The following is a 19,137-nucleotide window of genomic DNA, read 5'->3' as shown; positions in this document are numbered from 1 at the left end:
ACAGAGGGTAGATGCTTGCCTTATTGGATCTCTTCAATACCGAAAGGGATTATTCAGAGGGAGATAGGCGATCGCCAAAATCGGCGATCGTTTTGTCTAATCCTTCATTCAAGGGAATCGTCGGTTTCCATCCTAGCCATTCCTTAGCGCGAGTAATATCCGGTTTCCGTTTTCGGGGGTCATCCGCAGGAAGAGGCTGATACTGAATTTTGGCATCTGGATTAACCTTTTGTTGAATTTTTTGGGCTAATTCCAGAATTGTATACTCATCAGGATTTCCCAAATTGACCGGCCCTTCTTCTTCACGATTATCGCGATTCATCAACCGAATTAACCCTTCTACCAGATCGGAAACATAGCAGAAACTGCGGGTTTGAGAACCATCACCATAAACAGTGAGCGGACTTCTCTTGAGGGCTTGTACTACAAAATTACTCACCACTCGACCATCATTTTCCAGCATTCGAGGGCCATAAGTATTAAAAATCCGAGCGACGCGAATTTCTAGACCATGCTCTCGATAGTAGTCAAAACATAGGGTTTCAGCAATTCGTTTTCCTTCGTCATAACAGGAGCGAATGCCGATGGTGTTTACGTTTCCCCGATACTCTTCCGTCTGGGGGTGAACATCAGGGTCACCATAGATTTCTGAAGTAGATGCTAGTAATATGCGTGCCTTTACTCGCTTGGCTAGTCCTAGCATATTAATGGTTCCCAAGACGCTGGTTTTGGTAGTCTTGATGGGATTGTATTGGTAGTGAATGGGTGATGCTGGACAAGCCAAGTGATAGATCTGATCGACCTCTAACCGGATGGGTTCGGTAACATCATGTCGGATCAGCTCAAAATAAGGATTATCGAGCCACTGAAGAATATTGCGTTTATTGCCTGTGTAGAAGTTATCTAAACAGATGACTTCATGACCCGCTTCCATCAAACGGTCAATTAGGTGGGAGCCAACAAAGCCAGCTCCCCCCGTTACAAGGATTCTCATAATGTGTGCAGGTATATTAAGCCAGCAAGGTTATATTAGCCTTTTCCTGGCTGATTTGGTGAGAACTGGAACATTAGTTAAAATCTGAATTTGGGCGCTCTAGCTGTGGCATCATTATTGACATCCGGGTATAGCTTTCGGTACAACTCAAGGGTAAATCTAGTCTTCAACGTTTTACGGATCTTGTACAGTGATCGCCTGAAACTATTTGGAGAACCCATAAAGATGCCTTAGATCCAGTCATAAAAAGCCCTGGAAAAGTCCATCAAGTCCTCAAGAAAGACTTTTATAATGTTCAAAAATCAGTAAAAATTAGGGTGATTAAGTTGTCCTTTGAAGCGATCTTCTAATTCTTCAACTGAATCTAATGCTGCTTGAAATTCATTCTCATTAAGATATACTTTTATGTCTTCGATCAATTCAATTATTCTGGGAGATCCTTCTGGTAATAATGCTACTAACTGATGCCAGTTATAGAGATGATAAAGTAAGTGACTGCCATCCATTTGACTGTTTGGGTTTCTTAGAAATTCTTCAACGCTAACTAGCCAATCTAATGCTGCACCAATCCCATCTACATATACATGAAAAATCGCAACCTCTATCATAGCGTCTGGTGCATTAGGGTATGCCTTCTTAAATGCTTCTCGTGCATCTCTTGTCAGATTAGTACGCTCGACTAAAGATTTAAGAATTTCCATCTTTTTTGTGTATTTAGCCATGATATTACTCTTCAATAAACTAAAAAACCCCCAGGTTGTAGCAACTGGGGGTATGGGGGTGAAACTTAAACTTGAGCGACTTCTTTCTTTTGCTCTTCCTGAGCTAAGTATTTCTCTAACTCGGTGAGCGCGTCTGCATCTACCTTGGTTTGCATGGGGCAGAATTTAGGCCCGCACATGGAGCAGAATTCAGCCGTTTTGTAGATGTCTGCGGGGAGGGTTTCGTCGTGATATTCCCGCGCGCGGTCGGGGTCGAGGGAGAGTTCAAACTGGCGATTCCAGTCGAAGTTATACCGAGCGGCAGAGAGTTCGTCGTCTCGGTCTCTGGCTCCTAGGCGGTGTCGGGCAATGTCCGCAGCGTGAGCAGCAATTTTGTAGGCAATTAAGCCATTGCGTACATCTTCGGCGTTTGGAAGTCCTAAATGTTCTTTGGGGGTAACGTAACAGAGCATAGCGGTTCCATGCCAACCGGCGATCGCCGCTCCAATGGCAGAGGTAATATGATCGTAGCCTGGCGCAATATCCGTCACCAACGGCCCCAGCACATAGAACGGAGCTTCTGAACACTCCTCCATCTGCTTCTTCACATTAAACTCAATTTGATCCATCGGTACATGGCCCGGCCCTTCAACCATCACCTGCACATTATGTTCCCAAGCTTTGCGGGTGAGTTGACCCAACGTCTTCAACTCCGCCAATTGTGCCTCATCCGAAGCATCATGGGTACAACCCGGACGCAGAGAATCCCCTAAACTAAACGAAACATCATGTTTCTTAAAGATTTCGATAATATCGTTGAAATGGGTATACAGAGGATTTTGCTTATGATGGTGTAACATCCACCGAGCAATAATACCGCCACCACGGGAAACAATCCCCGTAATCCGACTTCTCACCAACGGTAAATGTTCAATCAAAATCCCTGCATGGATGGTCATATAATCCACCCCTTGCTGGGCATGTTTATCGATAATATGCAGAAAGTCATCTGGTGTAAGTTTCTCAATTCTACCATTCACACTTTCTAGCGCTTGGTAGATGGGAACCGTACCAATCGGAACCGGGGACGCTTTAATAATCGCTGTACGAATCTCGTCTAAGTTTCCGCCTCCCGTAGACAAGTCCATCACCGTATCTGCACCATATTTAACAGCCAGATTCAGCTTATCGACTTCTTCTTGCAAATTAGAAGAATTGGGAGAAGCACCCAGGTTAGCATTCACCTTACACTTAGAAGCAATCCCGATCGCCATTGGTTCTAAATTTGGGTGATTAACATTCGCCGGAATAATCATCCTTCCCCGCGCAACCTCATCTCGAATCAATTCAGGGGTGAGATTTTCCCGTTGCGCCACATAGTGCATCTCTTCCGTAATCAGGCCTTGACGAGCATAATTCATCTGCGTGACATTGGCTTGTCCCCGCCGTTTAGCAACCCATTCAGTTCGCATATGTTTAGTCCTCGAAGTGACAGCTTCCCTCCGCCGGTACTAGCCGGACTCAGGTTCTAAGGGTTTACTCTCAGCCCGATCGCCATCAGGCACCCCTAGCTTGTGCTAAATTTTAACATAATTTGGGCAAACTAAGAGAAAAATTTGGCCTAGGGGGTCAGGTAGATAGTGCAGACACAGATTTTTAATTTTCTTAAGCTGTTGAACTTTTACTTGTACCTTACACCGATCATCACCCCCTACACTCAATCCACCTTGATAAGTGAGGCTAGCTTTTGATGAGATTTCCATAGATTAGTGAACCTGCTATTGAACAGGAATCTCCAGCTCTATTTCGTCAAATTAACTGATTACCCTTCTAATAAAACTCTATGTTACCCTGGTTCATATACCAAGAGAATATTCTTCAGATAAACATTTCCTAACTATCATGCAAACTCAACCGATTGTGATTCGCGTCAATGCTGAGGTTGCCCGTATATTTGAGGCAGCTTCTGAACAAGAGAGGCGTAAGTTTGAAGCATTACTTAGCATCAAACTTAGTGATGTCACTCGACAGAAAAGACCGTTAGAAGAAGTCATGAGCGAGATTAGTCGGAATGCTCAAGCACGAGGCTTGACTCCAGAAATTTTAGATTCAATTTTGTCTGATAAATGAAATGCGCTACGTTTTTGATACTAATATTATTGTCAGTGCGCTTTTATTTGAGTATAGCAAGCCAGATCGAGTGCTTCGATATGCTTTAGCCAATGGTGAAGTCTTGCTATCCCTTGAACTTCTGGAAGAGTTAAGTGAGATATTCGGGCGCGAAAAATTTAATCGTTATATCACCCGTGAAGAACGGGAACAATTTTTAGGAACTTTGGTGGCAAGATCTGCTCTAGTAGAGATAGTTGAACAGGTAGCAGAGTGTCGAGATCGCAAAGATGATAAGATTTTGGAATTGGCATTAAATGGAGAAGCAAGTTATATCATTACTGGTGACAGAGATTTGCTGGTATTGCACCCATTTCGGGGTATTTTGGTCATCACAGCAGATGAATTTTTAAGAACGATCGCACCAGAGTGATTGACAACTGAACCCTAAGTCTTCAACAATAATTAAAAGCCTTTAGCTGACTTCATGAGACCTAAGTTTAAGGACACAATCGCATGGCAACAAGCCGAACTACTGATGCAACCTTCCCTCTTGAGGGTCGTGGATAATCTGCGTCAAGTTTTGGAAACCTCACCCTGGAAAGGAACCTATGAAGAGGTACAAGACCCCTATCCGGGTTATGTGTTGTGCTTAACCTATCAGGGAGAGGAAATGCGCGTGAATCTGTGGGAGCTATGTTTCCGGATTTGTTTTCTAGAATACCCAATGACCCATTCCCCCTATGACGCACAGAATGTAGAGATTGATACGAGCTTAATTGATGATACGGGAGATGTTGATTGGATACAACTGGAAGAGAAAACCAAGCAAGTGATTGGGGAGGTTTTTGAGAATTTACCTAAAATGGGGGGATAGGGAAATGAGGAGAAAACTTTAATCAACTTATCCTGAGTTGATTAGGATTAAAGATGACCTTTCAAGACGCATCCGTAATGATTATGCCTGAAGAAACAGAAACTTTACTCTACGATCGCACCCATTGGGGCAGAATTGAAGTCAAAGGAAGCGATCGCATCCGCTTTTTACACAACCAGAGTACCAATAATTTCGAGCGCCTGCAACCCGGACAAGGCTGTGATACCGTCTTCGTTACCTCCACCGCTCGTACCCTGGATTTGGTCACAGCTTATCTGACCGAAGAGAGCGTGATTTTACTGGTTTCTCCCAATAGACAGGAACAGCTATTCAAGTGGATGGATCGGTATATCTTCCCAATGGATCGAGTTGAGCTGTCAGATATTACTGAAAATACTGCTTGTATAAGTTTAATTGGAACTGACAGCGATCGCCTCTTAGAGACCCTTGAAATCGCCCCCTTAACCCACGCTCCTCAAGGAACCCACCAGCAAATTACCCTAGGGGAAATTCCCCTCAGAATAGCAGTAGGCAGTGGGTTAGCAACGGCTGGCTATACCCTTATTTTTGAGGCTCAACACCGAAGAATTTTAGCCGAAAAACTGATAGCACAAGGCGCAAAAGAAATCACCGATCTAGATTGGGAAAAACTACGAATTCAACAAGGTCGTCCTGCACCCGATCGTGAATTAACCGAAGATTATAATCCCCTAGAAGCCGGATTATGGCAAACGATTTCCTTTGAGAAAGGTTGTTATATTGGTCAAGAAACCATCGCTCGCTTAAACACATATCAAGGGGTGAAACAGCAACTTTGGGGTCTCCAACTTTCTCAACCTGTTGACCCTGGAACCCCCATCCAAGTCGGAGAACAGAAAGCCGGAACCATCACCAGTTGTATCGCTCTTTCAAAAGGAGCGATCGCCCTAGCCTATATTCGCACCAAAACAGGAGGAAAAGGACTCACCGTTCAAGTGGCCAACCAATCGGCAACTCTCATCGATCTGCCCTTTCTCTCTCGTGGGTATTTAGACACCCCATCCCAATAAACAGATCCTCCTTAGTCCCCAACCACACTCAGGTTCTAAAGTTGTCATTACATGGGGTATTGGATAAGCTATTGAATATACCCTTAACTTCAATTCTCTGATAGTGTGGCTGGGCAATATTTCAAATTAAAATTACCGTGGATTTTCGGGTGTGTCCTATCTCTAGGAATCCTAGCGGTTTGGTCAAAGTTAGAAAGTCAAGACCGGGAATTAGTGCAACAGTCTATTCTAGAAGAGGCTGAAACACTGCAAATTCATCTAGAATCACAGTTCAGGGAACAAATTTTAGCCCTACAACGGATGGGAGATCGCTGGGAAGCTGCGGGGGGAACTCCTGAAATTCTGTGGCAAAAAGACGCTCTCAACTATGTTGAAGATTTTGCCGGACTGCAAGCTTTAGCCTGGGTAGATATGAACCATCAAATTCGTTGGAGTGTCAGTCCTGAACCTCCCCAACTGACTGCCCATATCAACTTAAATCAAAATGCAGATTATAAACGCACTCTAGATAGCTCATACTACACCCAACAAATGACTCTAACAGAAAATTTTTTACTTTCTGGAGGAGATCGGGGTATTTTGATTGTTGATCCCCTATTCTTAGAGCTTGAGCCAAACGCAGAAGACAGTACTTTTAATGGATATATCGTTTCAGTTGTAAATTTAGAGACTTTGTTCGATTATCTTTTAGAACCCTTGCGTCATCATCATTATCAATTAATCATTACTCAGGGAGAGCAAGTCATCTACCAAAAAGAACTCTCTCAAGAGATGAATGTAGATCGCAAAGTCATAAAAACGGTTAACCTTTATGGTCAAATGCTGAAATTCACATTATATCCTCAAAAATGGTGGATTCAGAAGCTTCATTCTCCTTTTCCCTCTCAATTTTTAGCCGGAGGACTATTAACCAGTTGGAGTATTGCTCTTGGGATTTCTATTCTCCAAAGTTGGCGAAATAAACTTAATGTTATTCAAACGATCAATCAGAAACTCAATCAAGAAATGATGGATCGTCAACAAGCAGAATTAAAACTAGAAGAAAGAGAGGCAATGCTACGGAGTTTTTATAATAGCTCTCCCATAATGATGGGAATTGTAGAACTGCTCGAAAATGATGTTGTACATCTGTCTGATAATCAAGCATCCGCTCGTTTTTTGGGCACAACCCCAGACGCAATGGCCAATCAGCGAGCGAGTCTCATGGGTGCTTCTCCCGAACATATTCAGAAATGGATCAGCTATTACCGAGAAGCAATGGAAACCCAAGAGCCAATTGAATTTGAGTATGAACACTATGTAGAAAACAGGTCATATTTCTTGTGGGCAACCGTGAGCTTTATTGGATTTGTCCATCCAGAGCGTCCCCGATTTTCCTATTTAGTACAAGATATTAGCGATCGCCAACTCGCCCAAATTGCTCTGGAAAACAGTGAACAACGCTTTCGAGTGCTAGTCTCCCACTCTCCAGTTGGTATTTTTCAGACCGATCTCCAAGGTCAATTCCTCTATGTTAATCCCAAATGGGCAGAGATGACAGGATGCTATCAACCCGAAAGCTATTTAGGAGATGCTTGGCAGCAAGCCCTACATCCAGAGGATCGAGAAGCTATTTTTGAGGAATGGACTGCATCAAGCCAACAAGGCCGTCCATTTGACCTAGAATACCGTTTTCAGAAACCGGATGGTCAGATCGTCTGGGTTTGGGGAAGTGCGATTGCCGTTCGCAATGATAATGGCGATATCACCAGTTATTTCGGTACAGTCATGGACATTACGAAACGCAAGAAAACCGAAACGACCAATCGCGCTTTAATGGATGCCATCCCTGACTTAATGATTCGATTGAGTAGAACAGGTCAATTTCTCGATGTAATGAACGTCCATCCTGCCGACCTTAATGCTCCAGAACCAGAAAGACAATTTCCGGGAATGCATCTGATGAAAGCTCTCCCTCAACTGGTGACTCCAGAACGAATCGGATATATCCAAACGACCCTCAATACCCAAACGATTCAGAGCTATGAATATGAAATCCCCCTTCAAGGAACGGTTTACTGTGAAGAATGTCGTTTGATTCCCTTTGATAACGAGAGTGTATTAGCTGTTATTCGAGATATTACCCACCGCAAACAGCAAGAAGCTGCTCTAGTTTATCAACTCAACAAAGCCCTACTACTGCAAGAAATAACCACCGCCATTCGTCAAAGCCTAGAAATTGACACTATTTTTCAGGTAGCTGCTGAAAAAATTGGCCAAACCTTCCAGGTAAACCGTTGCCTGATTCATTTATATAACCCGGAATGGACAGTCTCTATCCCCGTTGTAGCAGAATATTTGAGGGGTAATTATGCTTCATTGCAAGATTTTGCCGTTCCTCTAGAAGGGAATCCCCATGTAGAACAACTCATGAGTCAGGAAGAGGCGATCGCCTGTGATAATATCCATACTCATCCATTGCTAGCCAATCTGCAACCCACCTGTGAGCAAATCCACCTCAAATCCATGCTGTCAGTAGGGACATTTTACCAAGGACAAATTAATGGAGTAATTGGTTTACACCAATGTGATGATTATCGTCATTGGACAAAAGAGGATATTGAACTGATCGAAGCCTTGGCGGGACAACTTGGTATTGCCATCGCCCAAGCTTCATTACTGGAAAAAGAAATTAACCAACGAGAAGAATTAATCCAAAAAAATCAAGAATTAGAACAAGCCAAGGTAATGGCCGATAGTGCAAATCGAGCCAAAAGTGAATTTTTAGCCAATATGAGCCATGAGATTCGTACACCGATGAATGCTGTCTTGGGATTTACCGAACTCCTCAAACCCTTACTGCAAAAACCATTATCCCAAGAATACTTACAAGCAATTGCTGCCAGTAGTAAAACTTTATTATCTTTAATTAACGATATCCTCGATCTGTCTAAAATCGAAGCCGGTCGGCTCGAACTTGACCCCGAACCCAGCTATTTAAAAAATATCTTTAACGATATCTATAATATTTTTCTACATAAAGCTCAAGATAAAGGTCTGAGTCTCCAGATGAACCTGGATGACCATTTACCAGATTTAGTCATATTTGATGAAGTTCGTTTGCGTCAAATTTTATTTAATGTGGTTGGGAATGCGATTAAATTCACGGCTTCAGGAACCGTTCAGATTAGCTTAGAATGCTCCTTGGCTTCTGATAACGAAGATAGAATCAATCTAGAAATTAGGATTAGAGATACCGGAATTGGAATTAGCGAAAGCGATCAAGCATATATCTTTGATGCCTTTACCCAAAGTCAAGGTCAAAGTAACCGTAAGTTTGGCGGTACTGGATTAGGACTAGCTATTACACGCCGTTTAGTTGATATGATGGGAGGAACGATTGAACTACAGAGCGAATTGGCTAAGGGTAGTCTCTTTATTTTTCGCTTTCCTGATGTTCCAATTAGTCATTCTCGAGTCCTAGAAAGTGTTCAAGAATGTCTAATTTCTGACTTGAATCAGTTTCAGCCTTCTACCATTTTAGTCGTTGATGATATTGTATCTAATCGAGAACTGATTCGAGGATATTTTAGAGATACAGCTCATACCTTATTGTTTGCAGAAGATGGAGAAGAAGCTATTCGAGTAACGTTTAAGTATGTCCCAGACCTGATTTTATTAGATTTGCGGATGCCACGGATGAATGGCCGGGAAGTCGCCAATTTTCTCAAAGAAAATGAAAAAACTAACCATATTCCCATTGTCATTGTTACTGCTTCTTCTGAATTTAAAGATGAACAACAACTTAAATCCATCTGTCAAGGATTTGTGCTCAAACCGGTCAAGATAAGTGATTTGATTCGGGTCCTTCAGTCCCTACTCCCTCCCTCTCAAGAGTTGGACTCTTCCTCCAGCCCGAACGATATTGCCCCAGTTAATCCAGAAGTCAATTCTTTTGAGTCGCCACTCATTCCCGTTCATTTAGCTGAACTATTAGAAAAACTAACAATTCTTGAAGAGAACTCTTGGGTTAGCTTATCTAAAACGTTAGAAATTGAAGAAGTTGAGCAGTTTGTTGAAGATTTACAGACTCTTACGATAAAATATCACTATTTACCTTTAGTCAATTATATTCAAAATTTAGAGAAACAATTGGATAACTTTGATTGGGATATGATACCCCAAACCGTACTGAAATTCAAAACTCTTTTAGAGAACGTCGCAGAGGAGGTGGACCGATCTTGACCGAATTCCTCAACTCTGAAGCCCAATTGATGAAACCGGAAGATTGTTTATTGCTGGTTGTAGATGATAATCCAGACAATTTGAAGGTTTTACGGGGGGTGTTATCTCCCATTGGTTACAAGCTGACATTTGCCATGGGAGGACAACAAGCCATAGACCGAGTAAAAAAGGCAAAACCTGATTTGATTTTACTGGATTTAATGATGCCAGATATGGATGGTTTTCAAGTTTGCGAGTGGCTGAAAGCGGACTCAACGTTTAAGGATATTCCTCTGATTTTTTTAACAGCAAGTCAAGAGATGGATCATCTCCTCCAAGCCTTTGAGAAAGGAGCGATTGATTATTTAAGGAAACCGTTTCATCCTCCGGAACTTTTGGCACGGGTGAAAACTCATTTAGAGTTAAAGCATTTACGGGAACAAAGTCAGCGCCAAGCCGAAAAAGAGCTAATTTTACTCAAAATTCTTCAGGGAATTCATTATTCTCTGAATTTAGAAGAAATTTTAACGACCACAGTTTTCAGTATCCAGGCGTTGTTTGGCGCGAGTCGGGTGATGATTTGTCGTTGTGTATTTGAGGGAGAATATCAAATTGTGGCGATCGCCGATTCTCCCAAGGCAAAGACGCTATCCATCGGTGAAACCGTCAAGATCCAATCCTTTGTCAATCCAGAATCGAAGGATAGCCAGTTTGAGATCTATGCTCCAGTCGGTCTAGATCGTAACCAAGTGAAAACGCAACTGAGTGTCCCCATCTATCAACAGAATGACCTCTGGGGTATATTAATTGTCGATCGCGATGATATCTCTAAAGCCTGGCATTCTCCTGAATACGAGATTTTAGTCCGGATTATTGAACAAATTGCGATCGCCATTAAACAGTCCCAATTGTATGATGCACTGCAACAAGCCAATCAAGAATTAGAGCGTTTGGTGAATGTGGATGCCTTAACCCAAGTCGCTAATCGTCGTTATTTCGATCAGTATTTAGAACATGAATGGCGACGACTGCAACGGGAAGCACTGCCATTGTCCCTCATTCTTTGTGATATTGATTATTTCAAGCAATACAATGATACCTATGGTCATATCATTGGCGATCACTGTCTGGAACAAGTTGCCCAAGCCCTCTCTTCTACCCTTAAAAACCCAGCTGATTTAATTGCCCGTTATGGAGGAGAAGAGTTTGCTGCAATTTTACCCAATACTCCTCTCAAAGGAGCCATCACTGTAGCAGAACAAATGCAACAGGCGATCGGTAACCTAAACATTCCCCATATGGCAACCGAGTTACCTGAACCTATTGTGACGATTAGCCTAGGGATTGCTTGTGTAACGCCAACTCAACACTCTCATCTGATCAGACTGGTTGATTTTGCGGATCGAGCATTGTATGAAGCGAAATACAAAGGCCGAAATCGCTATGCGATCGGTGTTTAAAACTATAGCGCTTCGCACTAGGGAATAGGGAATAGGGATATAGAAACCCGGTTTCTTCATGGCTCTCTCCATGTCCCCGTGTCCCCGCTTCCCCCATTCCCCCATCAGGCGGGGACGGTGATTTTTTGGCTGCCAGCGAGGCCAAAGGCGGCATGGATGGCTTGCAATGCTTTTACTCCAGAGTCTTGATCGACGACGCAACTAATTTTAATTTCAGAGGTAGCGATCATCTGAATGTTAATCCCTTCCTTAGATAGGGCCGCAAACATCATTGCCGCTACACCGGGATGATTAATCATTCCTGTGCCTACGGCGCTGACTTTGGAGATCGCTTCATCCACAACCACTTCTGACGATCCCCATCCTGAAGCCAGTTCCTCTAAGAGCGTGCGAGCGGCTTGGGCATCAGCTTGCGCGACGGTAAAGGCGATATCGCGGGTATAGAGGTCATTAATCACCCGACAGCGTTGGGATTGGATAATCATATCCACGCTAATGTTATGTTCGGCTAACAGTTTGAACAACTCGGCGGCAGTTCCGGGGCGATCGGGCACACGGAGCAGGGCTAACCGAGCTTGTTTAAGATCTAAGGCGACACCTCGAACGGGAGGTTGAGTACCGGAGTCGATCGCTTTAGCCGCCTGAACTTGTACGTCAAAGGTTGAGGTCAGAATTTCCACAGCGCGATCGCACTCTGTGGCTTCGACGACACAACTGACTTTCACCTCAGAAGTTGAGATCATCTGAATATTGACCCCCCCTTCAGATAAGGCTGTAAACATTTGTGCCGCGACCCCCGGTCGGCCAATCATGCCCGCACCAGAGATACTAATTTTGGCGATGTTTTCTTTGACGATCGCCTCAGCATTATCGAGGCTAGACCCTTGGGCAAGAACGGGTAAGATGGCAGTTGAAACGGCTTCTGCGCGTTTGAGGGAATCTGTTGTCACCGTAAAGGCAATATCATTGGTTTGCCCTTCATGAATCGATTGGATAATCAGATCTACATCCAGATTCTGGTCGCCAATTTCACCAAACAACTGAGCCGCTACCCCTGGGCGATCGGGAACCCGCAATAGAGAGACTTTTGCCTGATCGGTGTCAAATTCCACTGCATCCACTGGACGCACCAGTTCCAGTCCTTCCAAGGGACGGGGGAAAGGTTTGGCAGAGGTTACCTTCGTCCCCGGATCGTCCGTCCAACTGGACTTAACCACTAAAGGAATACCGTAATTGCGGGCAATTTCCACTGCTCTAGGATGCAAGACCTTGGCTCCTAAACTGGCTAATTCCAGCATCTCATCACTGGTAATTTCGCTCATCAATTGGGCATCGGGAATCAAACGGGGATCAGCCGTCAAAATACCGGGAACATCCGTATAAATTTCACAAATATCAGCTTTGAGTGCCGCGCCTAAAGCCACGGCTGAGGTATCTGAGCCGCCCCTTCCCAATGTGGTAATTTCTACCTCTGGAATTTTACTATCGACATCCTCAGAAAGGGCAATTCCTTGAAAACCGGCCACAATCACAACTTGCCCTTCCCCCAAATGGCGCTCAATGCGTTGGGGATTAATGCTCAGAATACGGGCGCGGGTGTGCTGATTATTTTCCGTAACAATACCCACTTGAGCGCCGGTCAAGGAGATTGCGGGTTGTCCGATTTCTTTTAGGGCCATACTCAGGAGAGCGATAGATACCTGCTCCCCAGTTGAGAGCAACATATCCATTTCTCTGCGGCAGGGGTTGGCGGAAATTTCTGAAGCGAGTTTTACTAATCCATCCGTGGTTTTGCCCATGGCTGAAACGACCACTACCACAGAATTACCAGCGTTTACCGTTCGTTGTACGCGATCGGCAACAGCTTGAATGCGATCGACCGTACCCACGGAAGTGCCACCATATTTTTGTACGATTAAGGCCATATGTCTTATTCCCCTGCCATACTTACAAACCTGATGTGAATCAGATTAAGGGTGCATTTTACCCAATTATGAGTAGTTAGCTTAACTAATGTACCAGATCGATTTGCGATCATCAGCCCAACCGACCCATACCCAGAATTTTTTTAATTTCTACTTTTGAATTTTGAATTGAAACGGGTTTCCTGATGGGGGAACAAAACTTGGTACGATGAAGGCGGCACAACCTGGTTTTATGTCCCCACGGACAGCCTTACAGCAATTTTCGCTGTTATCAGAGACGCTTCCTAGCACCGGTGAGCAGACCAGGCCATACCTTCGCCTGACCCATTACAAATTACCCAATTATCGCGCGAAGCGCACTATCTTATGACGATTCATCCTGATGGCATTCCTCCCCATGGTGGTCAACTGATCAACCGAGTGGTTACCCCAGAAGAAAAGCAAGAATATTTACAAAAAGCCGACACCCTTCCTCGGGTTCAACTCGACGATCGCGCCTTTTCCGACCTCGTATTAATTGCCATTGGCGGATTTAGCCCGTTAACCGGTTTTATGGAGCAAAAAGACTATGAAACCGTAGTCACGGATATGCATCTCCAAAATGGACTCCCCTGGGCCATTCCCATTACCTTATCGGTAACCCCAGAAGTAGCAGAGCCTTTAAATGAAGGATCTTGGGTACGTTTAGACGATCCTCAAGGGCGCTTTGTGGGCATTTTGGAGTTAACCCAGAAATATCAATATAACAAAACCCATGAAGTGAAAAATGTTTATCGTACAGACGACGAAAAACATCCCGGCGTAAAAGTCGTTTATGAACAAGGAGAAGTGAATTTAGCGGGCCCCATTTGGCTCTTACAACGCGACCCCCATCCCCTCTTCCCTAACTATCAAATTGACCCCGCAGATACACGGGTTGCATTTAAAGAAAAAGGCTGGAAAACCATTGTCGGGTTTCAGACTCGCAACCCAGTTCATCGTGCCCATGAATATATTCAAAAATGTGCCATGGAAACGGTGGATGGTCTCTTGCTCCATCCCCTGGTGGGAGCCACCAAGAGTGACGATATTCCGGCAGATGTGCGGATGCGCTGCTATGAAATTATTATCGAAAAATATTATCCCCAAGACCGGGTGATGTTGGCTATTAATCCTGCTGCCATGCGCTACGCTGGCCCCAGAGAAGCGATTTTCCATGCCATTCTGCGGAAAAATTATGGCTGTACTCACTTTATTGTCGGTCGAGATCATGCCGGGGTTGGTGACTATTATGGAACCTATGATGCTCAATATATTTTTGATGAGTTTGAACCGTCAGAATTGGGCATTGTGCCGATGAAATTTGAACATGCCTTTTACTGCAAATTAACGGGAGGTATGGCTACGGCAAAAACCAGTCCCAGCAAAAAAGAAGATCGGATTCATTTGTCAGGCACTAAAGTTAGGGAAATGTTACGGTCTGGTCAACTTCCGCCCCCAGAATTTTCTCGCCCAGAAGTAGCGGCCGAATTGGCCAAAGCGATGCAGATTCAGCAATAGACGGGGTTCAGAAGTCAGTTGTGATAAGGTGGGCCATGCTTACCTTATTGCTGAGTGCTCACTGCTGACTTCCCATTACCCACGCAAAGGGCTAAAAAGCTGATAGGCTGATAGCGGAGAGCGGATAGCTGATGGCAAATTATGAAGCGGCGGGAATTTCTACAGCAGGCAGGTTTAGCCTTAGCGACGTTAGGCATAAGTGAAGCGAGTTTATGGCAGTTGAGCGATCGCGCTTTAGCGGCGATCGCCAAACCCACCTCTCGGAAGTTAGCCCTTTTGGTGGGGATTAATCAATATCCTCTGAAAGAGAGCCTCAAACTCCAAGGATGCCTAACCGATGTGGAACTGCAACGAGAACTGTTAGTTGATCGCTTAGGATTCAGTTCCCGCGATATCTTAACCCTCACCAATGAGCAAGCCACCCGTGAACAGATTGAATCGGCTTTTATCAATCATCTGATTTCCCAAGTGCGACCCGATGATGTGGTAGTCTTCCACTTTAGTGGCTATGGTCGCTCTGTTCAAACCGGAGAGACTCCAGCCGAACTACAAAGCAGCTTAGTCCCCATTGATGGCACTCTCCCACAAGCCTCTGGGGGGCAAATCAACGATCTTCTAGAATCGACTCTACAACTGTTGCTCAAATCCCTAAAAACTACTCAAGTGGTGACCATTCTCGATACCAGTTATGGAACTCTAGAGCGGCAACAGATGGGAGTGCTACGGGGACGCTCTTATCCCCATTTAAAAGAGAGTTGGAACACTCGCAGTATGGAGCTGACTCCAGAAGTACAAGCACTGCAAGACCAACTGCGCGACGATCTCAAAGCCGATGCCGAACAATTGCGGATACAACGTCGGTTTGGACAACTGCCGGGTGTCGTGATTTCTGCGGCGATGCCGATTCAGAGACCCATCGAACAAGCCCCCAGTCAAGGATTGGGGGAAAACGCATTTGAGAGTCAATGGAATGGTTTTAGTGCAGGGTTGTTGACCTATGAGTTGACGCAACATCTGTGGTTAGCTGTCCCTGAAACTCGCTTATCGGTGAGTTTAGCGACTGTCTCGAATCAGGTACAAAAATTGGCGGGCGATCGCGAACAACCCCATTTAAGTGGTGCCAAAAGTCAGGACGCGACTCAAACCCTTACCCAGTGGAAAGCACCCGATCTCCAAGGAGCCGAAGGGATGGTTGAGGAGATCGCCGAAGATGGTAAAAGTTTGACTCTGTGGCTCGGTGGACTGCCTCCAGAAGTCCTCAATAACTATCAGCCCTCTTCCCTATTTACTCTCACCCCAACGCCAGAGTCCCCCCCAGCGTCAACCCCCCTGATTCAACTGCGCTCGATTGAAGGCTTAAAGGCAAAAGCCGTAATGGTTCCTGGCAATAACGTTGACCTAGACATAGAGGAAGGACACCTGATTCAAGAATCGGTGCGTTATCTCTCCCGTTCCCTAAACTTAGTCGTGGGGATTTGCCAAGACTTAGAACGTATAGAACGGGTTGATGCCACCAGTGCCTTTTCAGGTATTCCCAATGTGTCTACCGTGGTTTTAGGAGAATTAACCCAAGCGGTTAATTGTGTGTTTAGTAAGGGAATTAATTCCAATCTCTCCCAGGGTATTAATTCCCACAACAGCTATGGCTTATTTTCTCCTGGATTAGACTTAATTCCCCATACCATGGGAGAAACCGATGAAGCCGTTAAAACAGCAATTCGGCGGTTAATGCCCACCCTGGATGGCCTGTGGGCGATGAAACTGTTACAGTTAACGGTTAATCCTGGATCGTCTCGTTTGGCGGTGCGAGCTACTTTGGAGAAGCTTACTCCCGAACGAGAAATTATCGCTAGGCAGGAACCCGTGCGATCGCCCCTTCCCCGGACTTCAGCCGCAAAAATCCCCTCCTTGCTTAATCTAGAGATCGGCTCTCGCATCGGTTACCGTCTCCATAACCAGGAAGATCGCCCCTTATACGTGATGTTGTTCGGCTTGGATCGTTCTGGAGCATTAGAGCTATTTCAACCCTCTAAAGTCTCCTTATCCCCCAAAAGCGCCAGCCCAACTTCTGGAAGCCAGACAGAGCTGAATGTTACCGTAGAAAATCAACAGTTAGTCATTCCTCCAGGAGCCAGTATTTTTTTGCCAGAGGCGATCGCCCCAGTTGAATGGACGGTATGCTGTGGGGAAGGATTAGCCCACACCCAAATCCTCTTTAGTGTGGCTCCTTTTACGCAAACGGCTAAAGTCTTGAAGTTAGCTGAATCTTCAACTGGATCAAAGGGCGTATCGGGTACGGTCAAAAACCCTGGAGCTACAGCTAAAGCGATTTTAGAAGATTTACACCAAGCCAGTCGGGCCGAACTTGCTCCAGAATGGATCAAACCTGATAGTTATGCGTTTTCGGTTAAGGCTTGGTGTTCATTAAGCTTTATTTACCGTGTCGTCTAGCAGTGAATTAGAATACACTCGTCAATTTAACGAAAAATGGGATAATTTGGAGAAATCTGGCAGGTTTTACCGGGCACTCAAATGAACAATCAGATGGCATTCATCCTCTCGACCCTCATATGGTCTACGGGAGGACTGGCAAATTTGGCAGTGGTTGAACCTTCAGCCGCTCAAGAGTTACAGGAAGAACAGCTTATTGCACAGGGGGGAAGATTAGATTCTGACGTGCGGGATGCGATCGCCGATGAAGTAGAGGCGACGTTTTTTAGTACGATGATCTCCATGAATGCCTTGTTTGTGGCGTTTTTGGCGCTGTTTTTTGCCCTGGTGACCATTGGCTTTTGGCTCCAACTGCAACGGTTAAAGCAGCAAACGGAGTTTCATAAACAAGAGTTGGCCAGCTTTCAACAGGATGCGGTATCCTCGATTAAACAGACCATTGGTTCTGCCGAAACCGTGTTAGAGGCGATCGCTGAAAAAGAATTATTAGCTGAACAACAAATCAGTCACGCTAAGTCAGAAGCCGTATCGGAACTTAGGGAAATTGCGGCTGAGACCGAAAAAGCAAAAGATGAAATTTATCAAAAATTAGCAGAAGTTTTACCTCGGTTAACGGAAGCAGCCAATGCTATGCAAAATGGCCATGGAGCAAGCAATGGAATCAATGGCACAAATGGGGCAAATGGCACAAATGGGGCAAATCCTGCCCAACCCCCTCCCCCTCCATCCTATTCTAAAGCAGCCAATGAGTATCTGAGGCAAGGAGATACCCAATTTTTGCAAGGTCGGTATCATGAAGCGATTACCCTTTACGATCAGGCGATCGCCCATCAAACCCATTTTCCTGAAGCCTGGAATAATCGCGGCGGTGCATTAGCCAAACTCGGCCGCCATTCAGAAGCGATCGCATCCTACGATCGGGCGTTAAAATTACGGGAGAATTTTCCTGAAGCCTGGAATAATCGCGGTGGAACCTTGGCTAAATTACAACACTATGAAGAATCTTTAGAGTCCTATAATAAAGCCGTTGCGTATAAACAATCTGACCCCCTAATTTGGATGAATTTAGCCAATGTCTTGGTGAAACTTCAGCGCTATGAAGAAGCCGTTTCTGCCTATGATAAAGCCATTCAATATCGTGCTGACGATCCCTTACTTTGGCAACAACGCGGTAATTCTTTAGCCCAAATCCGGCGCTATGAACCCGCTTTAGATTCCTATAACCAGGTTCTGAGTTTGCAAGCCAATAATCCCGAAGTTTGGTATGCAAAAGGCTATGTTCTGTATGAATTAAACCGGTATGAAGAAGCCCTCGAAGCCTACGATCGGGCGATCGAGTTAGAAGAGAATAAAGCCGATTATTGGAATAATCGGGGCAATACTTTAGAAAAATTAGATCGCTTTGATGAGGCAATTGCCTCCTACGAACAAGCCCTTCGCATACAACCCGATAAATATGAAGCATGGGATAACCGGGGATACACCCTCAGTAAACTGAAACGCTATAAAGAAGCTCTATCGAGTCTTGATGAAGCCCTAAAATGTAAACCCGATCATGCCAATGCCCATTACAATAAAGCCTATTGTTATGCCTTAATGGGCGATCAAAAATCTTCCCTCATTAGTCTCCATCGGGCCATTAAAATTAATCCCATGTATCGGGAAGTGGCTCAAAATGATGCCGACTTAGAATCAGTTCGCAACCATCAAGTCTTTAAGCGAATCATGGCAGGAGAATTGAAAGTTGCTGGTTCTGCCTCTTAGGGAAACATGGCGAATGAGGAGGACGCAGACGCTCCCTGAGCAGAGTCGAAGGGAGCGGAGATAAC

The 19,137-nt window shown here is 44.8% G+C and carries 13 protein-coding genes and 1 riboswitch; of the genes, 9 read left to right on the top strand and 4 right to left on the bottom strand.

Features of this window, described 5'->3' with window-relative positions; translation table 11 throughout:
- Positions 1-49 precede the first annotated feature (49 nt).
- From J7529_RS10905 to thiC, 3 genes are all read right to left on the bottom strand, one after another.
- Positions 50-994 (bottom strand): UDP-glucuronic acid decarboxylase family protein, encoded by a 945-nt coding sequence (locus J7529_RS10905; RefSeq protein ID WP_318728985.1) that lies wholly within the window; start codon positions 992-994, stop codon positions 50-52.
- Positions 995-1,296: 302 nt separating this feature from the next.
- A complete protein-coding gene (locus J7529_RS10900; RefSeq protein ID WP_318728984.1) occupies positions 1,297-1,716 on the bottom strand; it encodes a hypothetical protein in 420 nt (139 codons plus the stop codon).
- Between the two features lie 65 nt (positions 1,717-1,781).
- Positions 1,782-3,167 carry a phosphomethylpyrimidine synthase gene (thiC, locus tag J7529_RS10895; protein ID WP_318728983.1) on the bottom strand — a complete coding sequence of 462 codons (1,386 nt, stop codon included), beginning with the start codon at positions 3,165-3,167 and terminating at the stop codon, positions 1,782-1,784.
- Positions 3,168-3,175: 8 nt separating this feature from the next.
- A riboswitch (TPP riboswitch) is annotated at positions 3,176-3,274 on the bottom strand.
- Between the two features lie 323 nt (positions 3,275-3,597).
- Between thiC and J7529_RS10890 the strand changes: the two genes are divergently transcribed.
- From J7529_RS10890 to J7529_RS10865, 6 genes are all read left to right on the top strand, one after another.
- Complete coding sequence (locus J7529_RS10890; protein WP_318728982.1) at positions 3,598-3,825, top strand: hypothetical protein; 228 nt, start codon at positions 3,598-3,600, stop codon at positions 3,823-3,825.
- 1 nt (position 3,826) lies between these two features.
- Positions 3,827-4,237 (top strand): putative toxin-antitoxin system toxin component, PIN family, encoded by a 411-nt coding sequence (locus tag J7529_RS10885; RefSeq protein ID WP_318728981.1) that lies wholly within the window; start codon positions 3,827-3,829, stop codon positions 4,235-4,237.
- 54 nt (positions 4,238-4,291) lie between these two features.
- Positions 4,292-4,681: a hypothetical protein gene (locus J7529_RS10880; RefSeq protein WP_271938401.1), complete on the top strand. Its 390-nt coding sequence runs from the start codon at positions 4,292-4,294 to the stop codon at positions 4,679-4,681.
- Between the two features lie 53 nt (positions 4,682-4,734).
- Positions 4,735-5,730 carry a folate-binding protein gene (locus J7529_RS10875; protein WP_318728979.1) on the top strand — a complete coding sequence of 332 codons (996 nt, stop codon included), beginning with the start codon at positions 4,735-4,737 and terminating at the stop codon, positions 5,728-5,730.
- Positions 5,731-5,835: 105 nt separating this feature from the next.
- Complete coding sequence (locus tag J7529_RS10870) at positions 5,836-9,954, top strand: PAS domain S-box protein (RefSeq protein ID WP_318728978.1); 4,119 nt, start codon at positions 5,836-5,838, stop codon at positions 9,952-9,954.
- Positions 9,951-11,393 carry a diguanylate cyclase domain-containing protein gene (locus J7529_RS10865; RefSeq protein WP_318728977.1) on the top strand — a complete coding sequence of 481 codons (1,443 nt, stop codon included), beginning with the start codon at positions 9,951-9,953 and terminating at the stop codon, positions 11,391-11,393. The genes J7529_RS10870 and J7529_RS10865 overlap by 4 nt, the downstream gene beginning before the upstream one ends.
- Positions 11,394-11,497: 104 nt before the next feature.
- Here the strand turns inward: J7529_RS10865 and J7529_RS10860 are convergent, their stop codons facing one another.
- Entirely contained in the window at positions 11,498-13,318 is a 1,821-nt protein-coding gene (locus J7529_RS10860; protein ID WP_318728976.1) for an aspartate kinase, read from the bottom strand.
- Positions 13,319-13,684: 366 nt separating this feature from the next.
- Between J7529_RS10860 and sat the strand changes: the two genes are divergently transcribed.
- The 3 genes from sat (at position 13,685) to J7529_RS10845 (ending at position 19,072) form a co-directional block, all read left to right on the top strand.
- Positions 13,685-14,857, top strand: coding sequence for a sulfate adenylyltransferase (gene sat / locus J7529_RS10855; RefSeq protein WP_318728975.1), 1,173 nt, complete (start codon positions 13,685-13,687; stop codon positions 14,855-14,857).
- A gap of 141 nt (positions 14,858-14,998) precedes the next feature.
- Positions 14,999-17,308, top strand: a complete 2,310-nt coding sequence (locus tag J7529_RS10850) for a caspase family protein (protein ID WP_318728974.1) — start codon at positions 14,999-15,001, stop codon at positions 17,306-17,308.
- A 93-nt stretch (positions 17,309-17,401) separates the two neighbouring features.
- On the top strand, positions 17,402-19,072 hold the full coding sequence (locus J7529_RS10845; protein ID WP_271938387.1) for a tetratricopeptide repeat protein: 1,671 nt from the start codon (positions 17,402-17,404) through the stop codon (positions 19,070-19,072).
- The last annotated feature ends 65 nt before the right edge of the window (positions 19,073-19,137 follow it).

The organism is Roseofilum sp. Guam, assembly GCF_017746735.1.
GTDB lineage: Bacteria > Cyanobacteriota > Cyanobacteriia > Cyanobacteriales > Desertifilaceae > Roseofilum > Roseofilum reptotaenium.
The sequence above is the reverse complement of the archived record's forward strand: the minus strand, read 5'-3'. Positions and strand labels throughout refer to the sequence as shown.

Bases quoted from the DNA above. Each gene is read 5' to 3' on its own strand.
- J7529_RS10905 (WP_318728985.1), bottom strand. From the start codon at position 994: ATGAGAATCCTTGTAACGGGGGGAGCTGGCTTTGTTGGCTCCCACCTA.
- J7529_RS10900 (WP_318728984.1), bottom strand. From the start codon at position 1,716: ATGGCTAAATACACAAAAAAGATGGAAATTCTTAAATCTTTAGTCGAG.
- thiC (WP_318728983.1), bottom strand. From the start codon at position 3,167: ATGCGAACTGAATGGGTTGCTAAACGGCGGGGACAAGCCAATGTCACG.
- J7529_RS10890 (WP_318728982.1), top strand. From the start codon at position 3,598: ATGCAAACTCAACCGATTGTGATTCGCGTCAATGCTGAGGTTGCCCGT.
- J7529_RS10885 (WP_318728981.1), top strand. From the start codon at position 3,827: ATGCGCTACGTTTTTGATACTAATATTATTGTCAGTGCGCTTTTATTT.
- J7529_RS10880 (WP_271938401.1), top strand. From the start codon at position 4,292: ATGAGACCTAAGTTTAAGGACACAATCGCATGGCAACAAGCCGAACTA.
- J7529_RS10875 (WP_318728979.1), top strand. From the start codon at position 4,735: ATGACCTTTCAAGACGCATCCGTAATGATTATGCCTGAAGAAACAGAA.
- J7529_RS10860 (WP_318728976.1), bottom strand. From the start codon at position 13,318: ATGGCCTTAATCGTACAAAAATATGGTGGCACTTCCGTGGGTACGGTC.
- sat (WP_318728975.1), top strand. From the start codon at position 13,685: ATGACGATTCATCCTGATGGCATTCCTCCCCATGGTGGTCAACTGATC.
- J7529_RS10850 (WP_318728974.1), top strand. From the start codon at position 14,999: ATGAAGCGGCGGGAATTTCTACAGCAGGCAGGTTTAGCCTTAGCGACG.
- J7529_RS10845 (WP_271938387.1), top strand. From the start codon at position 17,402: ATGGCATTCATCCTCTCGACCCTCATATGGTCTACGGGAGGACTGGCA.